Origin of the sequence: Larkinella punicea (genome assembly GCF_003334855.1) — a bacterium.
GTDB lineage: Bacteria > Bacteroidota > Bacteroidia > Cytophagales > Spirosomataceae > Larkinella > Larkinella punicea.
The window spans coordinates 253,362-279,512 of sequence record NZ_QOWE01000003.1; the positions used below are offsets into that span (position 1 = coordinate 253,362).

Here is a 26,151-nt window from a genome sequence, read left to right on the forward strand (position 1 = left end):
AACCGCAGTCAGGGTCTCCGACCGCTGACTGGGTTTATCGTTTGATCGTCGCTTCGTCGTAGTTCAAAATGGTGTTGGCAACCATCGTGTAAGCTGCCAGTTCCGGGCTTTTCAGCGTCGGATCGCGTTCGTACTCACCGGTTTTCAGGAGCGATTCGGCCCGTTGCGGTGCTTTTGCAAAACCCTGATAGGCTTCATCGTATAAGGCTTTCATCAAGGCCAACTCCCTAGGACGCGGGTTTCGGGAAACAATCGCCTGGAAGAAATACCGGATTCGCTCGTCCGCCGACGGTTTGACCCGCATCGTTCGCTGGGCCAGCACCCGGGCGGCTTCCACGAACTGCGGATCATTCAGCGTTACCAGAGCCTGCAAGGGCGTGGCGGTTTTCTGCCTTCGAACCGTGCATAAACTCCGGTCGGGCGAATCAAAATTAAGCATCATCGGCGGAGGGCTGGTCCGTTTCCAGATGGTATACATGCTGCGCCGGTACAAACTGTCGCCGTGTTGCTGCCGGTAACTAATCGTATTGCGGGTGGCCAGGGCTTCCCAGATACCGGCAGGCTGGTACGGATACACACTTGGTCCGCCAATTTTACGAACCAGCAAACCGCTGGCGGCCAACGCATTGTCGCGTACCTGTTCGGCCGAAAGCCGGTAGCTGCTGCCCCTGGCCAGCCACTTGTTGTCGGGGTCGCGTTCAATTTCTTCCGGCGTAGCTTTGGACGACTGCTGATAGGTGGCCGACAGCACCATTCGTTTGACAAACCGCTTCGTGTCCCAGCCTTCCTCCCGGAACTGAACCGCCAGCCAGTCCAGCAATTCGGGGTGTGACGGCAAATCGCCCTGACTGCCAAAATCTTCCTGCGTTTTGACAATCCCGTTGCCAAAGTAGTTCTGCCAGAGCCGGTTGACCATCACGCGGGCGAACAGCGGATGATCGTCGGCCAGCAACCATTGCGCCAGTCCCAGGCGGTTTTGCGGATATTCGGCGGGCAGTTTCCCCAGGCGGAGCGGGGTTTGGGACGAAACCGCTGCGCCGGGCGCATCATAAACCCCCCGGTTCAGAATGAAACTTTTCCGCTGCTGACTGGTGGGCAATTCCTGCATGACCATCACTTCGGGGATGTCGGACAAAACCGCTACTTCCTGCCCGCGTACGACCGACAGTTGCCGGTTCGTCTGGGCGAAGGTCGAATCGGCTGTGAGCATATAATGTTCGAGCAGATTCTGCTGTTGCCGGACTGTTCGTTTGCTTTCAGGGATGCGTACCAGATCGGTCACAGAATTGGTGCCATCCGCCAGCGACTCAACTTCCAGCGCCGATAGCCGCCGGTTGTAAATCCGGAGTTCGTCGACGGCAACCCCGTGGAGGGTCTTTTCCTGGGAGTCGTGACCGAGTTCAAAACCGAAAAATTTGCCCTGCTTGTTGGAGTTGAATTCTCCGTGCAGAAGGCCCTTGGTCAGATTGTCGGTAACGACATTCATGCGGGCGGGTTTGCCATCCACAAAAAAACGCACACCAGCGGCTTTCGCTCCACCGTCATACGTGAGCGTCAGGTTTTGCCAGCGATGGAGTGGTAGTTGATCGACGGTTTTCAGTTCGATGCAGTTGGCCGGCCAGACGTAACTCAGCAAAACCGTCACCGTTTGATCCGGATTGAGTTTGACCGAATAACCGCGATACCCTTCATTGGCGTAATTCGTTCGGCGGAAAATGGCCCCTTCAACGCCTTTCTGGGCCGGATTGACCCAGATGCTGACCGAAAATTCCTGATTCCGTTCAAAATTGAGTCCTTTGCCAAACCGCTTCGGCGATTCCACGATTTTTCCGTTCACGCGGTCGATCGTTTCTGAAAGAATGCCAATGCCGCACTCGCCCCGCAACGCCATCGCCTGACCGACTTTTCCGGCGGTTGGCAGCGGTTTTCGCTCCTTATCACCGCTGAGGAAAGCGACAAAAGACTGGTCGGCCCGGTTTTCGTAGGTGCCGTTTACCTCGCCATCCAGCGGTAAATGCACCAGCAAGCCACGGTTGAGCGTAGAGGTAAGAACCGGATTCACGGCCCAGTTGGTAAACGATTTTTCGTAAAGTTGCGGTTGCAGGCGGGTTTCCAGTCGCTGGATTTTGGTTCGGATGAACTTCAGCGTCTGATCTACTTGCGGAGACGGCAGCATCACCGTCGGGCAGGCTTCGCCGTTGTGCGTGATTTGCCCGGTTTCCTTGTTCTGGTTGAAAAACGCGAACAGCGAATAATAGTCTTTCTGGCTGATCGGGTCGTATTTGTGATCGTGGCAGCGGGCACACTCCATCGTTAGGCCCAGAAAGGCTTTGCCAAACGTATTGGCGCGGTCGGCCACGTATTCGATGCGGTATTCTTCGGGAACAATGCCGTTTTCACCACTTTGCGAATGCAGCCGGTTGAAAGCTGTAGCCAGTTCCCGCTCGCGTTGAATCGTCGGATTGGCCGATTTGGGCATGAGATCTCCCGCAATCTGCTCTTTTACAAACTGGTCGAAGGGTTTGTTCTGGTTGAACGAGTTGATCACCCAGTCGCGGTAGGGAAAGGCGTTTCGCATCGGGTCGTCCTGGTAGCCCTGCGAGTCGGCAAACCGGGCCAGGTCCAGCCAGCTAACCGCTTGTTGTTCACCATGCTGCGGAGACGCCAGCAGCTTGTCGACCACCTGCTCGTAAGCGTTGGGGGCCGTGTTTTTCTGGAACGCTTCGACCTCGGCGGGGGTCGGTGGTAGGCCCGTTAAATCCATGTAAACGCGCCGGAGCAGGGTTGCTTTTTCGGCTTTGGGCGACGGTTTTAAGCCCAGCTCCTTCATTTTCGCCAGTGTAAACCGATCGATTTCATTGCGAACCCAGGCGGTTTCATCGTCGGAGGTGACGCCCCAGCGCGACAGAAAACTTTGCCCCACTTTCGGAACCGCCGGTTTTTCGATTTTCGTCAACGACCAGTGTTCCTTGTATTCCGCGCCCTGTTCGATCCACTTGATGAGAACGGCTTTTTCTTCCGCCGTCAACGTCAGATTCGACTTGGGGGTGGGCATCACTTCTTCCGGGTCGTGGCTCAGAATCCGCTTCACCAGCTCACTTTTTCCGACGTCGCCCGGCACAATCGCCCGGCGTCCTTTCTTGTTTTCCTGCGTAGCGCCTTCAAAGTTTGCCAACTGCAAATCGGCTTCGATTTTGGCCTTGTCGGGGCCGTGGCATTTGAAACACCGGTCCGAAATGATGGGTTTGACGTGCAGGTTGTAGTCCACCGTTTCGGGCGTTTTTTCCAATGCCAGCGCCACCTCTTCCGGCAGTTGATCGGATTGACAGCCCACCAGACCCAGTGCCGCAAAAAACAGGAAAAAGTGAATCGTTTTCATACGTAAGGGACTACCACCGGAATTACCAGCACCCGGTTTTGGCTAACAGTTGAATCAACCGATCAACCTGTTTTACTACAAAGCCAGGAGCGGAACATTTTTACTACCTTCTCAACCAAACGAATAAACACCCCTAACCAGCCTGAAAGGCTGAAATACCATAGCCCCGGATGCAATCCGGGGAATGCGGGATCCAAATTAATTCATTCGCCCCGGTCGTTGCATCCCCCGTTGCGGGAAATTCTGATCCCGGTTTTGCCGTTCGGTTCGGGGCTGCGGACCACTGCCAAACCTCCGCAGGTTATAGGTAAAGCTGAGCATAAAATACCGGTTCAGAACGCGACTATTCGTTTCTTCGGTATACGTTTCTGTCACATTCCGGCTGATGCTGCGGTTTTGATTCAATAGGTCGTAGACCTGCAATTTTAATTCTCCCTGGCGGTTTTTGAAAAATTGACGGGTCAAAGCCACGTTCCAGAGCGCAAAATTCTGAACCGATCCGGCCGATTTTCCTGAGTAATTATTGTACGTAACGTCCGTCGTAACAACCAGCCGGAAAGGCAATTGGTAATACAGATCGCCACTGAGCGATTTGTTGAAATACTCGGTATTCTGATTCGTTTGCAGAGAGTATAAAGCAGTCTGGTAACTGATATTGCCGCTCAGCCCAAATTCGAGTTTTTCATCGAAATTCGAGTTGATGCGCGCGCCCTGGCTGAACGTCCAGTTTTGCGAGCGGTTTGTCTGGCTATTGACCAGACTGACGCCCCGGTTGAAGTTGATATTACTCGTCAGGTTTACATTGGCTTTGAGGGGTTGAATGCGCCGACCGATGGCCAGGAATGCCATCACGTTGTAATAACCGTTGGTGTTTACGGGTTGCGTCGTTTGCGCTCCCTGGTTAGTAAACGTCGTGGCATTCACGATTTTGTTGTTGGTTTGGGTCGCATTCAACATGGCGAACACGCTGCGGAAGGTCGTTTGCTGAAAATTGTTGTAGTTCAGCGAAACGGTATTGCTAAACTCCTGTTTCAAATCCGGATTACCCAGCCGGATGTTGAGCGGATTGGTGTTGTCGGCTACGGGCTGCAACTGCGATACGGAAGGGGCGTTGGTGCGACTCCGGTAATTGAACCGCAGCGTCCGGTTTTTACTGAAGTTATACGTAAACATCGCATTCGGCAGTACGTTGGTAAAGCTTTTGTTCAGACTGACGTCTCTTGTCTGGTTATCGCTGTGGAGATTAGCCTGTTGCATGTCAAATCCCAGCGCGTAGGTATACTTCAGACGTTTGTTTTGTAAGGTCGAGCCAACGCGATTCGTCAGGTAATTATTCACAAAGTTATTGCTCAACGATGAATTAAATTCCGTGTAGTCTTTGGTCGATTCATCGTAGTCGTTTACCGATCGGTTGGAGGTATTGCGGTTATTGGAATAGTTGTAATGAAACTCCAGGGTTTTGCTGAGCGAAAGCGGTTCGGTATACGTCAGATTAATGGAATTGGTTACCGACTTGCTGGTTTGCTCATTCCGTTGATCGATGTTCTGATTACTCCGGCCACCGGTTTGCCCGAAAAACTGGTTGAGAGATTGGTTGATGCCATCGGTTTGCTGGTTGTTGACGGCAATGTTCCAGTTCAAAGATAACGTCCGCCCTTTTCGTTTGAACTTCCGCATCAGGAGCGCATTATTATTCCCCGAAATCCCGTTTCCGGTCGAATTATAATTCGTGTTGCTGGTGTTGATCAGGTTCGTCGAATCCAGTTGCTCGACGCTGGAAATCGCGTCGTTCGTCAGCGTCTGTGATTGATTGATGCTCTGGTATTCTGAGTTTTGTAAGGTAAAACCGGGTGTAATCCGCAGCGTGGTCAACGAATCGATCTGGTAATTGAACCGCATGTTGAACCGGTGACTCGTGACCTGATTGCGCGACGTGCTGTTCTGGTTGACCTGGTAGGAAGTGTCGGGCAGCGCATACTGTCGGCGGCTTTGCTGATCGGTTACGGTATTGAGGTCGTTCAGGAAATAACTCCCTGCCACGTCCACTTTCTTACCCCACTGGTCGCGGTAGTTTAAACCACCCGCCAGCGTCCGGGTGATGGCGTTGGTATTCCCGCCATTGCCTCCTCCGCCACTCCGGCCACCCGTCGTAATCATGCCCCCACCGCCAAAATTGGCACCCAGTCCGGCGCCCCCGCCGAATATATTCTGCCCGGTGAAGCCCTGCTGGTTGATGTTATTGGCTTGCCCGATCAGTGAAATCTGCTGGTTGCCGTTAAACCGGTTCAGGTTCAGCCGGGCTGCATAGCGGACGTCATCGTTCGTCTCGTTCGGTCCGGCACCGATGGATTGCTGGCCGAAATAGCCCTTCCGCTTGTCTTTTTTGGTGACGAGATTGATGGTTTTGTTCCGGTCACCGTCGTCGATTCCCGAAAATTGCGACTGATCGGACTGCTGGTCGTACATCTGGACTTTGTCGATGATGTCGGCAGGGAGGTTGCGGGTGGCCATTTTGGGGTCGTCGCCAAAGAACGGTTTTCCATCGACCAACACCCGTTTTACTTCCTGCCCCTGCGCCTTGATGGTTCCGTCGCGATCCACTTCCACGCCCGGTAGTTTCTTCAATAGGTTCTCCACCATTGCATTGGGCTGCGTTTTGAAGGCACCGGCATTGAACTCGACCGTATCCTGTTTGATGACAATCGGCGGTCCTTCCTGCTTCACCACCACTTCGTTGAGGTTAACCGCCTGGGTAGTCATTTCAAGTGTTCCGGCGTCGGTCACCGGTTTGCCGGCGGTGATGGCAATCCGTTTTGATTTGTTCCGGTACCCCACATACGTAATCAGCAGCCGGTAGGTCCCCACCGCCACATTCTTGAAGGTAAATTCCCCGTCTCCGTTGGTAATCATGAAGGTGACGACCGACGAATCGCGCACCGACAGCAGGGAAACCGTCGCTTCCATCAGCGGTTTTCGCGTGGTGGAGTCGACCACCGCCCCCCGGAGTTGCGACTGGGCGACCACCGTCGTCAGACTGATCATAAAAAAGAAAACAGGGAGAAGTGAGCGCATGGTAATTGGTCAGTTCCGGTTTTGAAAATCATTCATCATTTGCTGGCGCATGTCGGCCATGGCTTTTTGCCGGATGGTGTTCAGTTCTTCGGGCGTTACCACCCGGGCGGTTTGGGGCGGCATAACGTCACTTTCCTTCACGTCCTGGGCGGCAATTTTGGTCGCTTTAAACGCTTCGTTGTCGCTCTCAATGAGCAAAACCACGCCTTTTTCGGGCGTCAGGCTGCTGATGGGTGAGTACGTAAACGGCAATTCCGTGGTATACCAGACGGTATAAGACATGTTCTTGAAGGGAACCGTTGCTTTCTTGCAGAGATAGCCCGCAATTTTCTTCGTTTTGTCGGTTTCCTGCCAGCCTGTTACCCGTTTCTGCGGGATTTCGGTCTGGTAGTGACTGGTAACCGAATCTTTTTTGATCGCCAACACCTCGACGGTTTTCTGGGACGCCAGATCGAAATACACGGTACGTTCGAAGGGGCGACCGTTGAAATTGCGATTTCCGCGTCCTTCAGGGCCACCTGGTCCACCGGGTCCGGGGCCTGGCCCACCACCACCATCCTGTATCACCTGCCGGACCATGATACCGCCACCGCTGTTGCGGTCTTGTTCTTCCTTGCCGTGGGTTCCTGAGAAAATAAAATGTTGGACAAAAGACCGCGTTTCAGGCATACCTGCGGGGGCATCGGCACCATCCGGCCGTACTTCCTGGCCGTTGATCACCATTCGCATTTGGGAAAAGTCGATTTTTTGCATGACCTCGTACGAAATTTTACCGGAGGTCGGTTGGGCGTTGGCCAGTTGGGCCGCCAAATGAAGCCCGATGAGGGCAGCGGCTACGGTTCTGAACAGTTTCATGACTACGGAAGAGTGAAATGATGACTGGAAAATGATGGGACAAAGATGGGGCGATTGGATGTAAAGCACTGTTATTTAGTGTTAAGTAGTGTTAACGTCGTTGGAATGCCGACGGAAAAGCCGGTATTTTTGTACATGATGAAACAGCGCATCCGGTCGATCTTTGTTCTGATGACGGTTTGTATCCTGGGCGTGATGGCTTTTCAGGGCTATTGGCTGTATACCAGCTACCAACTCCACGAGCAGCAGTTTCGGCGGACGGTGCGGGGTGCGTTCATTTCGGCGGTTGAAAAACAGCAGTTTAACGACGCCCGTCAACTGGTTCGGGGCGAAATCCGTTCCGACGAACCACGTCGGCGGTTTCATTTTCGCCCGATGGAATCGGAAGATGATCTCCCGGTAAGTCGCATTGCATTTGACCGGCGCAGTGACAGTGCTTTTGTCACCGTCACCGATTCGCAGCCGGTAAGCGTCCAGGTGATGAATTTCCGGGTTAAACGGCAATCACGATCGTTGAAAGACAGTATTTTTATCGACACAATGGCCCGGAAAATTACCAAAATGCTGATTTTGAACTGGGCGGGCGACCATCAATTCAACCTTGCAACATTCGATTCGACCTATCGGGCCGAGTTGCATCTGCGCGATGTCCAGGCCGATTATCAACTGGACACGATTCAGTTAAAACCGGATCTATTCCGTCAGCAGATGGACAACCCGATGCGTACCGGTTCGCCCATCAAGACCCCGCCGATGCCCATCAATCCCGTTAAAAACCAGTTTCTGCAAGCGTCGTTCGACAGTCCAACGGGCTATATTTTGAAGAAAATGGATTGGCTGCTGGCGGGCTCGGCCTTGTTGATGGCGTTGACTACCTGGTGCTTTCTGTATATGTTATCGACCATTCTGAAACAGAAAAAACTGTCGGAAATCAAAAACGATTTCATCAACAACATGACGCACGAACTGAAAACGCCGATTGCGACGGTTTCGGCGGCTGTGGAAGCCATGCAGCATTTCGGGGCGCTGAATGACGCACAGAAAACGAACACGTATTTGAATATTTCAAAAAATGAACTGCAACGGCTGTCCGATTTGGTGGAGAAGGTGCTGAACATGGCGGTCGATGAGAAGAAGGAACTGGAACTGAACCGCGAATGGCTCAAGCCTTCCGAACTGATTCAGGAGGTGGTGGGAAATCACCAGTTAAAAGCCTCAGCGGGCGCACCGGTGAAACTCGTGGCCATTGAAGTAGAAACCGTTCCGGAAAATGCCCAGGTTCAGGCCGACCGGCTGCACCTGGGCAACGCCATTAACAACCTGATCGATAACGCGATCAAGTATTCGCAGGAGTCGGTTCAAATCCTGATCAACAGCCGGGCCGATGAAAACGGCTGGCGGCTGACGGTGGAGGACAACGGCAACGGGATTCCGAAAGTATACCACGAGGTGATTTTCGACCGGTTTTTCCGGGTTCCGACGGGGAACCTTCATCCGGTAAAAGGGTTCGGACTGGGGCTGTCGTACGTCCGGCAGATTGTCGAGAAGCATGGTGGTCGCATTGAAGTTTCGAGCGAACCGGGACGGGGGAGTGTGTTTGTAATCTGGATCCCTAATTAAGTACAAAGAGTTGTTTCGCGGAGTTGAGCGGAGGAAAGGGGAGTTAAGCAGAGTAGTTTTTTAAAGAAATCTCCGTTTAACTCCCCTTTCCTCCGCTCAACTCCGCGAAATAGCTTCTCTCCTATGGCAACCGTATTACTGATTGAAGATGAACTTTCGCTGGGCCTGATTGTCCGGGACAGTCTTGAGGTTCGTGGTTTTGCGGTGTTGTATGCCGCTGACGGCGAGGAAGGTTATGCGTTGTTTGTCGCTCATGCCCCCGACGTGGTGGTGGCGGATGTGATGATGCCCAAACTCGACGGTTTTTCACTGGCTGCGCGCATTCGGCAAACCGACCCGTATGTTCCGATCATCTTCCTGACGGCCCGTTCCCAAACCGCCGATGTGGTCCGCGGTTTTGAGTTGGGAGGCAATGATTACCTCAAAAAACCGTTCAGCATCGACGAATTGATTGTCCGCATTCAAGCCCTGCTGAACCGGAACCAGACCGTTCGCCCGACCACGCCGGACCGCTTGCCGATTGGCCATTACCACTTCGATTATCCCAAACAGAAGCTGGCGTTCAACGGAAAAGAGACGCCGATGTCACACCGCGAAGCCGAACTACTGAAGCGATTATACGAACAGCGGAATCAGGTGCTGGAACGCTCCGTCGTGTTGCTGGATTTGTGGGGTGACGACAGTTTTTTCAACGGCCGAAGTCTCGATGTATTCATTACGCGGCTTCGGCGCTACCTCAAAGATGACCCGCAGGTGCAGATTGTGAATGTAAGAGGGGTAGGGTATAAGTTGATTGTGTAAAGCTGGATCACTATTGGTATTTTGAAAGTATCAGATAGAGTCCGGAGCAGTTAATGACCGGTTGGTATTTTATTCGTTTTAGGTTTATAGAGCCGGATCCCTTTAATAAATTTGAAATCCTTCGTATTACGGGTATAGAGTTGCAGATCCATGTCCAGTGCGGTTGCTGCAATGGCGGCATCACCGATCAATAAACGGCCGCCGTAGTATTCAAACAACAATTGAGTGAATCGCTGCGAAATGTATTTATCAATGTGAATGATACTAAATTTATTAATTAACTCTTTCGTCGCCCGGGTTTCCTTTTTGTACATACCTTGATACAGTTCAGCCTCGGTGACAGCACTAATGGAAAGTCGGTCAAAACCGATATGGTCAAGTTCTTTACGAATTGTAGGGTCCTCGCGGAAATAATCAACGATGATGTTGGTATCGCAGAGAATCAGCGCTTTCTTGTCCATGACTTGCGTCGAATCTCCTGAAAATCACGCTTATCACTCTTCCAGGGCCCTGCGTAATCGGAAGGATTTTCGCCAGTGCCTGCTTTCGATGGAACAATAAATCTGCCAGTTTCCTCAGATACTTCGACAGAGGGAATCGTTTTAAGCAAGTCACTAACGGTTTTATACTGGCTATCCGGTACTATTACCTGTAGGGTACGCATCGTACGTTGAATTTAGATGGTTTATAAGTAGCGATGTAACGTTTCTATTTTCAAATCGGTTTACAGATTATATACTAGTTTCCAAATATAGCAAGATTCCTGATTGTTTGAGCAAACCTTAATTATTCGGCAACCGACGGCAATTGCTCCGGTTTGTCGCCATTTTCGCTCAGCCAGTGACTCACATCGGCCTGCGGATTTTCGCGGAGGTGACGGGCCAGGCGGTGGGCGGTTTCGAACGAAAACTGCGGCACCAGATCGACAATCGGGTACTGATACACCATGCCCGGTTTGTTGGACTTCACCTTTTTGACTTTCAGCAAAAACGGCAAATACTGCACGCTGCCGAACAGTTTCTTGTATTCATCGAACTTGTTGCGCAGGTTCGGAATGGTGGTCTGGACGGCGCGGGTGCTGAACTGCCAATAACCCAGCAGCGGAATGTCGCGAATGACAAACCGCAACGTCAAAACCGGCAACCACTTAATCAGCTTCGCTTTGCCGGGATGTAGGTTTTTCTGCAAAAAAGTAACGGTTTCGTCCCGAATTTGCGGGCGTTTTTCGACGGTCGTGACGGCGTATTTTTTCAGTTCGTCGTTCCAGATGTGGAAAGTGTGGTTGTCTCCGTAGCCGAACAGTTTGCCCTCGGCAGTACGGATTTCGAGTCGCTCATTGCAGACAATTTCTTCCTGATCGGAATAAAACAGGATAGGCAATTCGGTGATGGTTTCGCCGTAGACTTTGTGGACGGCTTCGGCATGATCCCCGCGAATGCGAAAACTGTCGATGCTGCTCGGAACCAACTGACCCGACCGCTCCACTTTCTCTCCCACGGCGATCCGCCCTAATTCCGTTAGCGCCGAAGATGGCGACGGGGTATTGTCCGATTGAATACGCATGTTGTTGTTTACCTTCGATTCGCTGGACAAATATAGGCATTCGGCAAGATCTATCAGCATGTTTAAGCGGGTCGGTGGGGCGGATATAACCGTCAATCCGACTTCAAAGCCTTAACCGTCTGCTCCTGATCCCCCGCCCTGGCGCGCAGCAACAACAGCCCCGTTGGCTGTCGGCTTACGTCAAACGTCTGCCGTTCGACGGCTTGGGGCTTGGCAATCTGCCGGTTTTCGATCAGTTCTCCTTTCACAGTCATCAATTGAAGCTGGATTGGCTGATGGGCGGCTCCGCGAATATCGACCGTCAGCGCGTTTTGCACCGGATTGGGCAGCAGGGTTAACTGGAGCGCGGTCGGAGCGACTTCCTCTGACGAAGCCGCCACCCGGCCTGCCGGACAAATGTAACATTGAGCGTATTTGTACAATTCCATACCGGTCGTTCCGTCGGTGGCCCAGAACAAAACCGTCGTGCTGCTCAACGCCATAAAACCGGTGGAAGCCGAATTGCCGGTCGGATTGATGTCGTCGAGCATCGCGGTTCCGGCGACGGTTCCCGTTGATTTCCACGGCTCCAGGTAGTGAAAAAACAGTCTGTTGTTGACCGAACGAAGGCTGGAAAAAGTGGTCAAGCCAGCCCCCAATACGAGATCGGCTACCTGAACGGTTCCGCCCACAGTTCCGTCTGTTTTCCAGAGTTCGGTGCCTTTGATTCCGTCGTTGGCCGTGAAATACAGGGTGTTGTTGACGCGTGTCAGATAGGAAGGAAACGACGCGCCACCGGCATTGATGTTTTTGACCAAAACCGTTCCGCCCGAAGTGCCGTCAGACTTGTACAATTCCGCGTCGCCACTCACCGTTGCCCGGAAAAAAAGGGTACTGTTGACTACTTTCAAATCCTGCGGCTGACCACTGCTGCTACCGGCTGCCAGATTTTTGACCATTACCGTTCCGGCCAGCGTGCCGTCCGATTTCCAAAGTTCCGTCCCGTTCGTGCCATCGTTGGCGGTCATGTAGAGCATCCCGTTCATCACCACCATTTCGAACAGATTGCTCGAACCGGCGGGATGAATGTTCTTGACCAAAACCGTACCGGCGTCCGTTCCGTCCGACTTCCATAGTTCTTCCCCATTGACGCCGTCATCGGCCACAAAATAGGCAGTACTTCCCAGAACCGCCATTTTACGCATATAATTCGGAACCGAATTGCCCGAAGGATTGATGTCTTTTACCAAAACCGTACCGCCTGCGGTTCCGTCCGACTTCCAGAGTTCTTCGCCGGTTGTTGCGCCGGTTGCCACGAAAAAAAGTGTTCCGTTTATATTCGTAAGGCCACGCGGATTGGCGTCTCCGCCCGGAAGAATGTCCTTGACCAAAACCGTTCCGGTCGCCGTCCCGTCCGATTTATACAACTCCCGGCCCGAACTGCCAGTGGCAACAAAGTAGAGCGTACCGTTGACCTCCGTGAGCCAGTCCGGAGTAGACGATCCGGCCGGGTTAATATTTTTTAGTAAAACCGTGCTGGCTTCCGTGCCAGTCGTTTTCCAGAGTTCCGCACCATTAGCCGCCGTGTTGGCCGCAAAATAAACCGTGCCATTTATTTCGACAGCGGTGGTTCCATCACCAGACACGTATGAATTTGCGGAACCGGGATTAATGTCTTTTACCCGGGTTAAGTAGTACGACGTCGGCAAGGCCGTAAACTGGGCTATGGCTGGCAATCCACATCCGCCAAAGCACCCAACCAGTACCCATTTGAAGAGATTGTAGTGTGGTTTCATGCTGATTATCTTTACGCATTGATAAGATAAACGTAATGATTATCAGCGGGTTTTAAAAGACAAATTGAGCTTGTGGCAGACCGGGTTGAGGCTGACGAAATATAATTGGCAAGTCCATACGTTTTGGACATTTTATCGAACAGCGATTTGATATATTCCGGATCATAAATAGTTTCGGGATTGTCAGTCATGGATTATCGATATTTGTTACCCAAATCTACAAAAGAATGCCACCCCAACGCATCATTTCCGTCGTTCCTTCCCAAACCGAACTGCTCTATGATCTGGGGCTTGATCAGGAAATTGTGGGGATTACCAAATTCTGCATTCATCCGGCGGAAAAGGTGAAAGATAAGTTCAAGGTTGGTGGCACAAAAACACTGCATCTTGACCAAATTCACGACCTGAAACCGGACTTTATTTTGGCCAACAAAGAAGAAAATACCCGCGAACAAATCGAAGAATTGCAACGTCATTATCCCGTTCATGTCACGGACGTCAATACCGTCCCGGATGCGCTGGCGATGATTCGGGAGGTTAGTGAGCTCGTCGGAAAAGGCCGGAAAGGGGAGAAATTGGCAAAGCAAATCGAAGATACTTTTTACGATTTCAAATCGGTACAATCTTCCGGCCATTCCGTCGCGTATTTCATCTGGCGAAAACCGTATATGGTCGCGGCTAATCAGACTTTCATTCATTCGATGCTGGAACTGGCCGGTTTTCAGAATGCATTTGGGGGCTTAACGCGCTACCCCGAAGTGACCGAAACGGATCTGAAAACTGCCCAACCCGATCTGATTTTTCTTTCGTCGGAACCGTATCCATTTTCGGAAAAACACAGGACAGAATTGCAGGAAATTTGCCCGGCTGCGCGGGTGTTGTTGGTCGATGGGGAGCTGTTTAGCTGGTACGGAAGCCGGTTATTGAAATCGGCTGATTATATTCAACAACTGCGACAGCGTCTCGGGTTACAGTAAAACGGCATTGATTTGATCGTCGTAAAACCGGGCCGATTTCACCGCGCCGGTGCCCTGAAAATAATAACGTAGTCCGACAATCTTGCCAGCATCTTCCTGGAACCGGCCTTCGTAAGCGAGTTTTTCGTTCACAAAGACCTTTGCCAGTTTGTCCTTTACCTCGCAGCGAACGGTTACCCAATCGGAAAAGTCCACGCCAAAAGCGGACAGGTCGGTGGTTTTTCCCGATATGTGTGTTCCGTTAAACGACAGATTCAATTCACCAACACAGCCTTTCCGGGACAACTGTAGAAAGTGCATGCCTTTGGAACACAGTATCATAATGCCCACATGCTGGCAAACGGCATCGAAGCGGTTGAACGTACTTTTTACTTCCGTTTCAAACCCGAATGTACTGCCGGACAATTCGCCCAGGGGCTGCACATAATGCAGGCTGGTTTTCGGAACGCTTTTCTGAAAAATGATTCCCTGTTCGGTTAGATCGGTTTCGGTCAGCTCAATGGCGCCATTCCGCCGGATTTGTTTGTCCGGAAAATAAACCGGAATCGAATCGCGGTTGATGGTGCCGAGCCAGCCGTCGGTTTTGATGTACAAATCGTGTTCCTTCACGATGGAGTCGTTCAACACAAGCTTGGCGCGGAAATAACCGGGGTAAAAATAAGTGCTGGCGTACTGATGTCCGTCTTTATCGACCCGAAAGCGCAGTTTCGGATTCCAGCTTTGCTGGATAAAAACACTGTCGGCGTTGGAGTCCGTGGCATCGTATTGGAACAAAACCGTGTTCGGAAGTCCTTTGGCGACCGGGCGACTGCTGAAGGTCACTTCGCCAATGTGTAACGGTTTTGCCCGCTTCTGAAACGCCCAGATGCCGACCAATCCCAGCACCACGAACACGCCGACGACCCACGGCCAGCGGATCGCGTAAGGGCGGAAAACCGGAACGGGAGCGTTTTGAACCGGAAGGGACGGAGCGGTTTCTTCGGCGATAAGAACCGGCTGCTTCCGGAATTCCCGCCAGTTGTCGTAGCCCACAAATTGCGCGAGCGTATTGAGCGTCGTGGCCGTCGGCGCACTGTCGTAGCGAACCTTGCCCCAGATGCGTTTCAGGGTGCTGACGCTGAGCGAAACGCCGGTTTCGGCGAAAATGCGTTCGCTCAGGGCTTCAAAATCCTGGTTTTGCCACTGGCTGCTGTCGCCCCAACGCACTTTCTCTTCGATCAACAGGCGGCACTGCTGTAAATTATCGTCTTCGGTAGTCATTGGTAATCAGCGTGAATCAACTTGAACAGGCTTGAACAAGGGCCGGACTACCAACTTTCGGAAGATTTTTCCACCTTTGTCCGGTTCATTATTCCAACAACCAAAGTTACATAAACCAATATGAAAAAATTGCTCGTTTTCACAACATTGCTGTTGATCGCCCAGACGACTTTTGCCCAGGACGACAAGTCGAAACGCCCCAGCCCGCCCGCCCAGGCTCAGCAAACGGTGGGTGGAAAAACCATCACCATAGACTACAGCCAGCCATCGGTCAAAGGTCGGAGCGTTTGGGACCCGGCGGGTAAAGTAGCCCCAATCGGAAAAGTCTGGCGGACGGGCGCGAACGAAACCACTACCATCGAGTTTTCGGAGGATGTGAAGCTGGAAGGAAAACCAGTTGCCAAAGGGAAATACGCGCTTTTTACGATTCCCGGCGAAAAAGACTGGACTGTCATCATCAACAAGGGCATCAAATGGGGGGCATTCACCTACAAGGAAGAGGAGGATGTCGTGCGCGTGACGGTTCCGGCGAAAAAGGCCAAAAGTTTTCAGGAAAAATTTATGATCGACATCTCAAAAAAGGGGGATGTCTCGATGGTGTGGGCCGACACGAAGGTTGATTTCAACGTGAAGTAGTCCCGCCGACCGAACTGGTAAACAGCAAGCGTAAGGTGTTGATTGACCGTTTTCTTTTCTTCCCCAATTTTTACTTCAAGCATGTGAAGTGGTTATTCAGCCCCGGTTAAAACCGTGGGTTAGAATAACCATTGCCTGATTTTTTCACCGTACGCGGTTTCAATCCGGTACTAAACAGCAAAGAAATGAATAGACAACATCTTGTAAATCAATCCACTTGGATCATGCTTAGCCTATTGGTCACTAGCTATACGTATGGTCAGAATACCGTGGATCTGGTCGGGCTGGCGCAGCAAAACGGCTATACCCTTGAAAACCGTTCGCTGACCGTTCTGGCGGACGGGTCGAATCCCGGAGTCCGGCTGGAAGAGAAGCAAAATTCAAAGGAAGGGGTTGCGTGGCTACCCGCCCTTTCGTTCAGTGAAGGAACGATTGAGATGGACATTCGCGGCAAAGATGTGCTCCAGCGCAGTTTTGTTGGGATCGCGTTTCACGGTTCCGGCGAGCGTAATTACGATGCGATCTATTTTCGACCGTTCAATTTTCGGGCCGCTGACCCCGTTCGTCACAGCCACGCCGTTCAGTATATCGCCCTTCCGACGTATGACTGGCCGGTTTTGCGCAAAGACTTCCCGGATCAATATGAACAGCCCATCGAACCGGCTCCCGATCCGAATGCCTGGTTTCATGCCCGGATTGTGGTGGAAAAAGATACCGTCAGCGTTTTTGTCAATGGGAATGCCAAACCCAGCCTGGTTGTCAAGAAGTTGAATAACCGCCGGGATGGAAAAATCGGGTTGTGGGTGGGAGCCGGTTCGGGCGGTGATTTTGCGAATCTGAAAATTTCGCCCCGAACGCCATAAAGGGGTGAAGAATGTCGTCAGCCGTTGTATCTTCGTAGACATGACCACTGAGGATACACTTTCTTCCGGTTCTTTCAATCTGATCCTGTATGCTGCCCGGCAGCGAGGGGCTGATTCGTCGGCTTTGTGCCAGGCCGTTGGTCTTGATCCGGCGGTTTTGCAAAACCCCGACGGGCGGGTGCCGATTCGGGCCGTGCAGGCACTCTGGCAGGAAGCCGTTCGGGTAACCGGCGAGCCGGATTTGCCGCTGCAAGTGGGCGAGTTGATCAATCCGTTGTCGATGGGGGTGGTGTCGTACGTCATGATGCACTGCCCGACTTTGGGCAAAGCGATTGATAAACTGTGTCATTATCAGGATATTGCGTGTGAGGGCGTGCAAACCGCCGGGCGGCTGGTCGGCGACCGGTTTTACCTTTCCCTGACGTCGACGAGTAAAGCCATCCAGTATCCTGACTATACCTTTGGCTCTGAGCTTTCGGTTTACCAGTCGGCTTTTCGAGCCATGACGGGGCAGAGGGTGGTGGCCAGAGAAATCCGGTTTGCCTTCCCGGAACCCCAAAACCGGCAGGACTACGAACGGGTTTTTGCGCCGGCAAAAGTCGAATTTGATGCCGCCGAAACCGTCCTGGTGCTGGATGCCGCCTGGCTGGAAACCCCGATTTTGAACGCCAATCCCAGCCTTTTTGGCTTATTCGAACAACATGCCGATGAATTGTTAGGAAAATTACGGACAAAACCTGATGTTTCTCCGGCGCTTTCGGTTCGGGTTAAACAGGAAATCTTCGCGCTGTTGAAAGGTGAAGAACCTGCGTTGGCGGCTGTGGCCGATGGGCTGGCGATGGGCGTTCGAACCCTCCAGTTGCATTTGAAAGAAGAGGGCGCCACGTATCAACAATTGCTGGATGAAGTGCGGCACGACCTGGCCGTTCGGCACCTCCGCGAGCCTCATTTCAGCACGACCGACATTGCCTATCTCCTCGGATTTTCGGAACCCAGTGTGTTCTACCGTACTTTCAAGAAATGGACAGGTTCGACGCCCGGTGCTTTCCGGACTGCGGTGCTTCGTCCGACAGCTTAGCGGCCGTTTTGCCGATTGGCCCCAGGTGAGTATGCTCGAAACTGTCGGAGTATTTCAGACCGTAACCCATCATCCGATCCATGGCCGCGTGGCCGAAAAGCAGAACACCGGTCAACAGCAACGGCTGGCTGTTCAGCAGCAAACCCAAAACACCGATGGCGATGGCGAAGGCTTTGTGGTGAACCAGGTTGTAGGCATAAGCCCCGATTTTTGGGTTGATCAGATAGCCCAACATGCTCAGATCCGGCACCAGAATCAAGGCTGGAAACCACCACCAGGCAAACGGTAACTGGCTGAACAGCACGATGGAGAGACTAAATTGAGCGACTTCTTCGAGTTTTAAAAGCGTTTTCATGGCGGTCTTTGCGTTTTTGTGTAGGACAAAGTTCCGCCAAATAAACCGGGTCTGGGGTGACCGAATGTGAAAACCGGAGTGACGAAAAACGAAAATAGTTTCAGTCAGACGCCATCAGACCCCAAACTGAGTGAGGTGGTGGTCCAGGTGTTTATAAAACATATTGTTCCACTCATTGACGTTCAACTTCCCGAACGAATGGGACGCTTTCTGGTTGAAGTGGGTTTCTCCCAGTTGTTGGGTTTTCCGGATATACGTTTTCAAGCGGTTCTTTTCCGTTTCAAAATTCCGCGTGTCCTTTATTAAAAAAGCCGGGCCGGTCGGCAGGTTGCGTTTGTAGGGACTGGCCCCGACAATCCGTTTTTTGACAAACGCCCTGATGACCAACTGCATCAGAATGTTGTGCTTTTTGTGGATGTTTTCGTAGATTAATTCGTAGGTCACATTGCAATGCGCCAGCATTTGCGCCACATCCATTTTCCCCCAAAGGGGCAGGGTATCGGGAGTCAGCCGGTCAATCCGTTGAATGATTTTGTCGGAAACTTCCTGGGTGAAAAGGTTGGGGAAATCCATGATCGTAAGGTTCAGGTACCGTTTGCGGCCCCTTTCAACCGGGTCGCCGGGCCGAATTTACGACAATCGTTCAATGGCTTCGTCCAATGTACCAACAAAATTGATTTGTCGGCGCTGGTTACTCTCGAATATGAAGTCCTTGATACTCTTGCCCGTATAGGCCGAAAAGTCGCCAATGATCGCCAGCCGGACGCGGTAATTGGAGAATTTCTGTAGGATCTCACCCGCAAGACCGGTTTTTAAATCGAAGAAATCCGGCGTAATCGCTTTTTCGTGCAGGATCATGCGATCGAAGTCCTGGTAATACAAGTCGACGACCAGTTGAAGACCATCTTCCGGATTCGCTATCAGCACTTTGTCAGACAGTACTTCGGCCAACCGAATCCCGTTGACCTCGTGTGTTACAACTTTCATACCATGTCGTTTCGTTCGTTATGCATTCGCCACCGTTCGTTTGACGCCTTCCGCCGGTTTTGTCGGTACAAAATTAAAGGCTTTTTCAAATTTACTGCTGTCGAAGAAGTAGTCCCGGTCGTATTGGTACGCCATTTCCGGAAATTCGCGCATGGCCGGAACGAAGAGCCCAACCAGCCGAATCATCCAGATGGGCAAAACGGAGGTCTTCGGTTTCACGTTCATCTCCTTCGCAAACAGGTCAATCCACTGCTGACCGGTTAGGCGGGTGGCGTCGGTGGGCAGGTGCCAGACCTGGTTGTAGGCATTGTCGGTATTGCCGAGCAGGGCGGTGGCTTTTGCCGCATCCGGCGTATAGGTAAAGGTGTGAACCTTGTCGAGCCGGGCAAACCAATTGGCGGCTTTTCCCTTCCGGAAGTTATTCGCGACGGTTTCCACCAGCACGCTTTTGTCGTTGTTGGGGCCGTAGAAATCAGCGGCCCGGGCAATGAGCGCGGTTAAGGTGCCCCGTTTTACTTCGTTCATTAGCATGGTAACAATTTCTGCCCGTACCTGTCCTTTTTTGCTGGGGGGATTGATCGGTGATTCTTCGGTCATGTGGCCAATGGCATCCACATCGTAGAGATAGACGTTGTCGAAGAACACCAGTTTGGAGCCCCATTTCTGGCAGGCATCGATCGTGTTGCGCATCAGAGCGGGCCACTTTTCACGCCAGATTTTGTGGCTGTATTCGAAACCCACGGTGAGGTAAACGACCTCCGAGCCTTCCACGGCTTTAAAAACCTGATCGCGGCTACTGAGGTCGGCTGGAAACAGTTCGTCGGTCGAATTTACTTTTTTGGGAGTCCGGCTCACCAACCGAATCCGGTCCGTAAAGGCAGGAAGTTCCTTTGCCAAATCGCTGCCGATGGTACCCCCTGAGCCTAATATCGTTTGCATTTTCTTTTCTGGTTAAATACAGATCAAAGGTCCGGCAAAAAAGGGAGAGCAAAGATGACGAAAAACGAAAATCCGACTGACTAAACGCGCCGATCGTTTTGTTTTACTGGCTGGCTGGTCTTCACCAAAAAAACGGCGTTTGATCTGGAAACCGGTAAAAAGGCACCAGAAAATGAAGGTCGTAACAGCGCGAACTTTGGGCTCAACATCTCCCAACTGGCAATAATCACCCGGACAAGGTTTTAGGAGGGCAAAGAAGATTACAGAACCAAGTATAGGCAATGCTATTTTCTTAGTGGTCACTCGTTTGAGGTAAGACATCATCAATATTCATTTTCTGTTCTGAATTTTCGCCGGTGAAACCTTAAACAATAGCCGCTGACAGGGTCTTCGACCGCTGTCAGGGCAAACCACCCTGTCAGCGGTAATGATGTAAATTCAGTGGAACTGAACAGAACGCTAGGTTCGGATCTTCAGCAAATCCGCAATGGACGTAAACGGAACCACATCCTTTGTGTAGCCGTAGGCATCGCACAGCGGCTGAATGCGGTTGTTGTCACCCATGGCCAGATCGACGTCTTCCATCGTAAACTGGCAGGGGTGTTCGTAGCCCGCAGCGTGCGAAATTTCCAGGATTTCTTTGGTCAGCGTCTTGATGTAGTTGTAAAACCGCTCGCTTTTCAAGGTCGGGTCGATGCCGGACTGGAGCCATTTGCTTTGCGTGGCAACACCTGACGGACAGCGGTTTGTGTGGCAAATCTGGGCCTGAATGCAGCCGATGGAAAGCATCGCTTCCCGGCCCACATTCACGAGGTCGGCTCCCATCGCAAACGCCATGATCGCCGACTCAGGCAGCCCCAGTTTGCCGGAAGCAATGAAAGTGATGCGACTGGTTAAGCCGCGTTTTTGAAAAATCTGGTAAACTTTTGAAAACCCGTAGACGAAAGGCAGCGAAACGTGGTCGGCAAAGGAGGGAGGTGCCGCGCCGGTGCCGCCTTCACCACCGTCGATCGTAATAAAATCCGGGCCTTTTCCGGTTTCCAGCATATAGTCGGCCAACTCATGCCACTGCTCAAGTTTGCCCACCGCAGACTTGATGCCTACCGGCAGACCGGTTTCGGCCGCCATCGACTCGATGAAAGCCACCATCGTCGGAATGTCGGAAAACGCACTGTGCGAAGCCGGAGAAATGACGTCTTTGCCTATTTCGACATGACGGATTTCGGCAATTTCGGCGCTGATTTTAGCGGCTGGCAACACACCCCCTTTACCCGGTTTCGCGCCTTGCGACAGTTTCAGTTCCAGCATCCGGACAAACGGATTGGTCTCGACCAACTTCACTAGTTTTTCCATGACAAAATTGCCATTGTTGTCCCGGACGCCGAAATAGGACGTGCCGATATTCACGACCACATCCGCGCCGAATTTGTGGTAGGGCGACAATCCGCCTTCGCCGGTATTGTGGTAGCAGCCGAATTTTTTGGCGCCTTTGTTCAGCGATTCGATGGCGGTTGCCGACAAAGACCCGAAGCTCATGCCGCTGATGTTGACGATGGAAGGCGGGTGATACGGTTTTCGGCGTTTGTGAAAAAGCCCAATCACTTTGGCCCCCGGAGCCGTGTAGGGGTTGCTGTAATTGGGGTTGTCGGGTGCCAGTTTGAGAGGGAGCAGTGCCGGGTTGATGAAAATATACCCGGCACTGGTAATGTCCTGATCGGTGCCAAACCCCTGAAAATTGTTCTCCTGCTTTGCTGAAGAATAGATCCAGGCCCGCTGCTGCCGGTTGAAGGGCAGTTCTTCACGGTTATTAGCCACGATGTATTGCCGCAGTTCCGGGCCGAAACTTTCCAGAAAATACCGGATGTTGCCGACCACCGGAAAGTTGTGCCGAATCGTGTGTTTTTTCTGAGTAATGTCGTAGAGGGCGACCAGAAGCAGGCCGATCAGCAGCCATCCCCACCAGGGAATGCTGCCCAAAAACGCGAGAATAGAATCCAACAGTATCAAGGTTCAGTGAGTGCAGTAAAAGTACGCAAAACCGCTAAGGTCTCCCACGCCATCGCGACTTTTCACCTTGCCCCTCCAGACCGATAAGTTATTTCTCGAACTGGACACCAGCCACCCGCGCCATATCGTCCCAGAACGAGGGGTACGATTTGGCTACTACTCCCGGTTCTTCAATCACCACTTCCTGACGCATCGATACGGGCGCAAAGGCCATCGCCATGCGGTGATCGTCGTAGGTGTCGAAGGTGGGAATAGCGTCGATTGTTGCGGTTTTTCGAACTTCATACCGCGTATTTTTTTCTACTTCCACCAGTTCGGCACCGATTTTCCGGAGTTCGGTTTGGAGAGCAAAAATGCGGTCGGTTTCTTTGATTTTCAGGCTTTCCACACCGGTCAGCGTGAGCGGAATGCCTTTGACGGCGCAGCAAACCGCCACGGTCTGGGCCAGATCGGGGCAGTCCGTAAAGTCCCAAGCCAGCGACGGTTGTGCCTGAGTTTTGGTCAAAACAACACCCGTAGCGTTGAACGTACTTTCGACACCGAGGGGGCGCATGATGTCAACAATGGCACTATCGCCCTGCAACGACGCTTCTTTCAGACCCAGTAATTCGATTTCTGAGGATTCGTCTTCAGCCAGTGCCAGCATACTGAACCAGTAACTCGCGCCCGACCAGTCGGATTCAACGGTGTAATCGGCGGGTGAGTAGGGCGTTGGCGGTACGGATATGGTTTTATTCGGCCAGTCGACAAGCGTATGAACACCAAAGTGTTCCATCTGCCGCAGGGTCATTTCAATGTAGGGGCGTGAACCGATGTCACCGGTCAGTTCGAGCGTCAGGCCATCGGGCAGAATGGGAGCCACCATCAGCAGAGCCGAAATATACTGGCTGCTCACATCTCCCCGAATCGCCAGACGGTTGGTTCCGTTACGCGAGAACCCTTTCGTCGCGATGGGCGGAAAGCCTTCGTTTTTCAGGTAGTCGATGTCGGCACCGAGCGCGCGGAGGGCATCGACCAGAATACCGATGGGCCGTTCGCACATGCGGGGCGTTCCGGTCAGCGTTTTATATTGACCCGTTACCGCATAATAGGCCGTCAAAAACCGCATGGTCGTTCCGGCATCCAGCACGTCAGCCACCGGATCATCCGATTGCAACAACCGGATCATGGTCTGGGAGTCACGGGCCGCCGAAACGTTGTGTAAAGTGCCCCGGAAGTTTGTGAGGGCATTGATAATCAGGGCGCGGTTGCTTTCACTTTTGGAAGAAGCCAGCGGAATCGTGGCCCGGACGGACCCGGCAGGAGGTGTCAGACGTACAGCGTTCAAATCAGAAGTCGATTGGTTAATATTCCGCAAAACTAGTGCAGAGAATGGATAATGAACAAGGAATACTGAACAATGAAGAATGAATATCGAATATCGAATATTGAATAGCGAATAATGAAAGTGCTCCTGTGCCCAACTTCGATATTCGTTATTCAACATTCAATATTCGATATTATACTTTCCATTAAACTGATTATCAGTACGTTTCCAGTACTTTCAGCCGGTGGTTTTTATTGATTCGGTAGCGGGGATAGCTCATTTTGTAGCAAATGGCACCCAGTGCAATCATGACAGCGGGGGCTTTTAAGGCGCGGGAATCGGCGGCCAGTTTTTTTTCGCTTCGGGAAAGATTAATGACATCGGCCATGAAAAAAAGCGTACCGGCAATGGGGAAGAGATAGGTGCCCTGCGTGATGAATGGAATTTGGCGGTTAACGTACACTTTTTCAATCTGATCGATCCGAAAATGGACGGTTTCGGGCAAAAACGTATTCGGATCTTCCAGAACCAGCATCAGCGTCGAGTCCGTAACCCCGTAGACCGGTTCGCGGTATTTTTTGCCCTTATACCGGAACTTGATTTCTTCATTCGGGAAATACCGGTAGCGATGAAAACCGCCGAGTCGCCCCATCACATCCAGCGCCAAGTATTTCTGTCCCGGCCGGATCATCGCCACATACGGCGACTTCTGTTTGATCATCAGCGAGTCAACAGAAAGCGTATCGCTCTGTGCCTGAATGGTGTAAGCAAGAAGCAGAAAAAATATCGTGAGGAGCAGACGATGGATCATAATCTCTAAACGTTGGATTTGAGAAAAAATACCCATAGTCGTGCCAAATTTGAGCTTTTGCCTGTAAAACCTGTAAGGTTTTGGAGACGGGGGCGCCCAGACCTTACAGGTTTCAGGGTGATTTCGCGGATTAGTTACTGCGCATTAACAAGCTGTTTCCCTTTCGGATATTTAATCGTGTATTTAAACAGCAAATCCCGGCTTTCGTTTGGTTTGAGTGACAGATTCCAGGTCAGCCGACCGGTTTCTGTGTTTCGTTCCGCTCCGGCGCTGTCGTCCAGTTCAACTTCAATTCGGTTGTCGGTCGAAACCGGAATCTGGTCGTAAAGCGTCAGATTGACCGGTTCGGATTTAGTATTCCGCACCGTAATCTTGTAGCTGTAGGAATCACGAACGGACGAACTCAGGCCTTTGCGGCTGCTGAAATCCTGCGTTTTTTCCCGCTTCACGATGATTTTCTTGTCACGGCCCAGTCCGAGCGTCAGCGTGTCACCGGCCTGTTGCAGATTCACCTGTGATTCACCGACGTAGGTTCCTTCAAAATACGACCGGGCGGTTCCGTTCAGCAGATTCAGTTTTTCCCAGCCCGACAGGGTTGCAATCAGAAAGGCGTCCGAATCGACTTTAGGCGTGGCCGTATAGCGGTACTTTGCCGGAAGCTCGCCGGTCTGGATGGCAACCACTTGTGGGCGGTTATTGGACAAAATGGTATAGGGCGTGGCGATTTCAAAATTGACACTCGTCGGCTGCTCGCTGACCTGCGTAAAATCGGCGGTGGTGGCCAGGTCGGCGGCTGGTGCAGATTCCTCACGAGCCGCGCCACCCGCGCTCGCATCGGCTTTTCGCATCTGCATTTTGACCTGAGCGGGTGCCATCGCCGGCATGGGCCGGGGTTCGTAAAAGCTGACAAACTGCGTTTCCAACTGCGGTTGTGTGCCGGGCAGGGCGGGGTTCGAGGTCGAAAGCGTCAGCCGGACGTTCTGCCAGTCAAAACCGGTATTCTGGTACACGTTGGCTTTGTATGCCAGCGTCGCCGGGCTTTTCGTGTCGCGAACCCGGATGTCGTAAAACGGCACCCAGCCGGCATTGTCCACCACATAACTCACCTCCAGATCCACGGCGGTTCGGGCTTTGGCCGACAGTGTCACCTCGATTTCGCCAACGGGCCGCTCGCGTTTTGCATTCTGCTCTTTGACCTGTCCTTCGAGCCGGTCTACCTTTTCTTTCTGGGTTTTTACCAGTTTTTCAAGGGCCAGCAATTTTTTGCCGATGTCGGTCAGCCGTGTCCGGAAAAAATCGGCCATGTCTTCGACATCATCGACCACCGTCCCTTTTTCGGCCCCCACTTTCTGATTGGCCAGCACCATTTTCTTTTCGTTTTCGAGCACTTCTTTTTGCAGATTCAGGCCGTCGAAAGTGTCGCGGGCGATGCGCAGGGAATCTTCCAGGCGTTGCAACGACGCCGGTTTGGTTACTTTGGTCAGAAAATTGGTTCGGAACTGTACGCCCTGGATGGTGGCATCACCTTTGCCGCTGACCTGAATACTTTGCGGATCGGTTTGGGCCGAAGCATTCTCGATGATCAGCCGAGTGGTTCCAGGAACGATTGTTGCGCGGGCCTGGGCGTTGATCTGGGCACGGTTCAGAAAAACCGTAACGTGCTGAATGGTTGAACTGACCCGCTGTTCGTCTTCCTGCGCTTTGGCGGTCGAAACCCACAGGCTGATCGTTATGGCAAAGAGGATTATTTTCATGGAGCGATGAGGGGAAAATGGTGAATCGAGAATATAGATACCGTTCGGAGCGGTTTCGTTTAGTCTGTCGGCTATTTTTGCAAAAAAAAGTCGGGCCGATGCGGTTTCGATTT

Annotated in this window: 22 protein-coding genes; 6 read left to right on the plus strand and 16 right to left on the minus strand. The window is 52.1% G+C overall.

The features are described 5' to 3' along the window. Positions 1-34: 34 nt before the first annotated feature. The 3 genes from DUE52_RS04665 to DUE52_RS04675 form a co-directional block, all read right to left on the minus strand. Positions 35-3,379, minus strand: a complete 3,345-nt coding sequence (locus DUE52_RS04665; RefSeq protein ID WP_114404801.1) for a DUF1553 domain-containing protein — start codon at positions 3,377-3,379, stop codon at positions 35-37. Between the two features lie 198 nt (positions 3,380-3,577). Then, the gene (locus tag DUE52_RS04670) at positions 3,578-6,451 is read right to left on the minus strand and encodes an outer membrane beta-barrel protein (protein ID WP_114404802.1); all 2,874 of its coding nucleotides are present in this window, start codon (positions 6,449-6,451) and stop codon (positions 3,578-3,580) included. Between the two features lie 9 nt (positions 6,452-6,460). Next, positions 6,461-7,306, minus strand: coding sequence for a GLPGLI family protein (locus DUE52_RS04675; protein WP_114404803.1), 846 nt, complete (start codon positions 7,304-7,306; stop codon positions 6,461-6,463). Positions 7,307-7,411: 105 nt separating this feature from the next. On the opposite strand from DUE52_RS04675, the gene DUE52_RS04680 reads away from it, so the two are divergent. Continuing rightward, positions 7,412-8,926 carry a sensor histidine kinase gene (locus tag DUE52_RS04680; RefSeq protein WP_229312064.1) on the plus strand — a complete coding sequence of 505 codons (1,515 nt, stop codon included), beginning with the start codon at positions 7,412-7,414 and terminating at the stop codon, positions 8,924-8,926. A 123-nt stretch (positions 8,927-9,049) separates the two neighbouring features. Beyond that, positions 9,050-9,727 (plus strand): response regulator transcription factor, encoded by a 678-nt coding sequence (locus DUE52_RS04685; RefSeq protein WP_114404804.1) that lies wholly within the window; start codon positions 9,050-9,052, stop codon positions 9,725-9,727. Positions 9,728-9,777: 50 nt separating this feature from the next. On the opposite strand, the gene DUE52_RS04690 is transcribed toward DUE52_RS04685, so the two are convergent. From DUE52_RS04690 to DUE52_RS04700, 3 genes are all read right to left on the minus strand, one after another. Next, complete coding sequence (locus DUE52_RS04690; RefSeq protein WP_114404805.1) at positions 9,778-10,188, minus strand: type II toxin-antitoxin system VapC family toxin; 411 nt, start codon at positions 10,186-10,188, stop codon at positions 9,778-9,780. Positions 10,189-10,513: 325 nt separating this feature from the next. After that, the gene (locus DUE52_RS04695; protein WP_133299760.1) at positions 10,514-11,350 is read right to left on the minus strand and encodes a recombination directionality factor; all 837 of its coding nucleotides are present in this window, start codon (positions 11,348-11,350) and stop codon (positions 10,514-10,516) included. A 32-nt stretch (positions 11,351-11,382) separates the two neighbouring features. After that, a complete protein-coding gene (locus DUE52_RS04700) occupies positions 11,383-13,065 on the minus strand; it encodes an ELWxxDGT repeat protein (RefSeq protein WP_114404807.1) in 1,683 nt (560 codons plus the stop codon). Positions 13,066-13,292: 227 nt separating this feature from the next. On the opposite strand from DUE52_RS04700, the gene DUE52_RS04705 reads away from it, so the two are divergent. After that, complete coding sequence (locus DUE52_RS04705) at positions 13,293-14,042, plus strand: ABC transporter substrate-binding protein (RefSeq protein ID WP_114404808.1); 750 nt, start codon at positions 13,293-13,295, stop codon at positions 14,040-14,042. On the opposite strand, the gene DUE52_RS04710 is transcribed toward DUE52_RS04705, so the two are convergent. Continuing rightward, a complete protein-coding gene (locus DUE52_RS04710) occupies positions 14,034-15,302 on the minus strand; it encodes a hypothetical protein (RefSeq protein ID WP_114404809.1) in 1,269 nt (422 codons plus the stop codon). The two genes, DUE52_RS04705 and DUE52_RS04710, sit on opposite strands and share 9 nt — an antisense overlap. A gap of 120 nt (positions 15,303-15,422) precedes the next feature. On the opposite strand from DUE52_RS04710, the gene DUE52_RS04715 reads away from it, so the two are divergent. The 3 genes from DUE52_RS04715 (at position 15,423) to DUE52_RS04725 (ending at position 17,879) form a co-directional block, all read left to right on the plus strand. Continuing rightward, positions 15,423-15,938, plus strand: a complete 516-nt coding sequence (locus DUE52_RS04715; RefSeq protein WP_114404810.1) for a DUF2911 domain-containing protein — start codon at positions 15,423-15,425, stop codon at positions 15,936-15,938. 224 nt (positions 15,939-16,162) lie between these two features. Next, positions 16,163-16,801: a 3-keto-alpha-glucoside-1,2-lyase-like domain-containing protein gene (locus DUE52_RS04720; RefSeq protein ID WP_133299761.1), complete on the plus strand. Its 639-nt coding sequence runs from the start codon at positions 16,163-16,165 to the stop codon at positions 16,799-16,801. Positions 16,802-16,841: 40 nt separating this feature from the next. After that, on the plus strand, positions 16,842-17,879 hold the full coding sequence (locus tag DUE52_RS04725) for an AraC family transcriptional regulator (RefSeq protein WP_114404812.1): 1,038 nt from the start codon (positions 16,842-16,844) through the stop codon (positions 17,877-17,879). Here the strand turns inward: DUE52_RS04725 and DUE52_RS04730 are convergent. From DUE52_RS04730 to DUE52_RS04765, 9 genes are all read right to left on the minus strand, one after another. Continuing rightward, entirely contained in the window at positions 17,815-18,234 is a 420-nt protein-coding gene (locus DUE52_RS04730) for a DUF4260 domain-containing protein (RefSeq protein ID WP_114404813.1), read from the minus strand. The genes DUE52_RS04725 and DUE52_RS04730 overlap by 65 nt on opposite strands. A gap of 114 nt (positions 18,235-18,348) precedes the next feature. Beyond that, positions 18,349-18,807, minus strand: a complete 459-nt coding sequence (locus DUE52_RS04735; RefSeq protein WP_114404814.1) for a DUF1569 domain-containing protein — start codon at positions 18,805-18,807, stop codon at positions 18,349-18,351. Between the two features lie 57 nt (positions 18,808-18,864). Next, the gene (locus tag DUE52_RS04740) at positions 18,865-19,221 is read right to left on the minus strand and encodes a DUF4180 domain-containing protein (RefSeq protein ID WP_114404815.1); all 357 of its coding nucleotides are present in this window, start codon (positions 19,219-19,221) and stop codon (positions 18,865-18,867) included. Positions 19,222-19,239: 18 nt separating this feature from the next. Next, entirely contained in the window at positions 19,240-20,160 is a 921-nt protein-coding gene (locus tag DUE52_RS04745; RefSeq protein ID WP_114404816.1) for an NAD-dependent epimerase/dehydratase family protein, read from the minus strand. 12 nt (positions 20,161-20,172) lie between these two features. Beyond that, complete coding sequence (locus DUE52_RS32040) at positions 20,173-20,484, minus strand: hypothetical protein (RefSeq protein ID WP_133299762.1); 312 nt, start codon at positions 20,482-20,484, stop codon at positions 20,173-20,175. Between the two features lie 135 nt (positions 20,485-20,619). After that, positions 20,620-22,158, minus strand: a complete 1,539-nt coding sequence (locus DUE52_RS04750) for an FMN-binding glutamate synthase family protein (RefSeq protein ID WP_114404817.1) — start codon at positions 22,156-22,158, stop codon at positions 20,620-20,622. Between the two features lie 97 nt (positions 22,159-22,255). Further along, positions 22,256-23,494, minus strand: a complete 1,239-nt coding sequence (locus DUE52_RS04755; RefSeq protein WP_114404818.1) for a 3-phosphoshikimate 1-carboxyvinyltransferase — start codon at positions 23,492-23,494, stop codon at positions 22,256-22,258. 196 nt (positions 23,495-23,690) lie between these two features. After that, positions 23,691-24,284, minus strand: a complete 594-nt coding sequence (locus DUE52_RS04760) for a hypothetical protein (RefSeq protein WP_114404819.1) — start codon at positions 24,282-24,284, stop codon at positions 23,691-23,693. Between the two features lie 134 nt (positions 24,285-24,418). Next, the gene (locus DUE52_RS04765; RefSeq protein ID WP_114404820.1) at positions 24,419-26,038 is read right to left on the minus strand and encodes a DUF4139 domain-containing protein; all 1,620 of its coding nucleotides are present in this window, start codon (positions 26,036-26,038) and stop codon (positions 24,419-24,421) included. Positions 26,039-26,151: the final 113 nt, after the last annotated feature.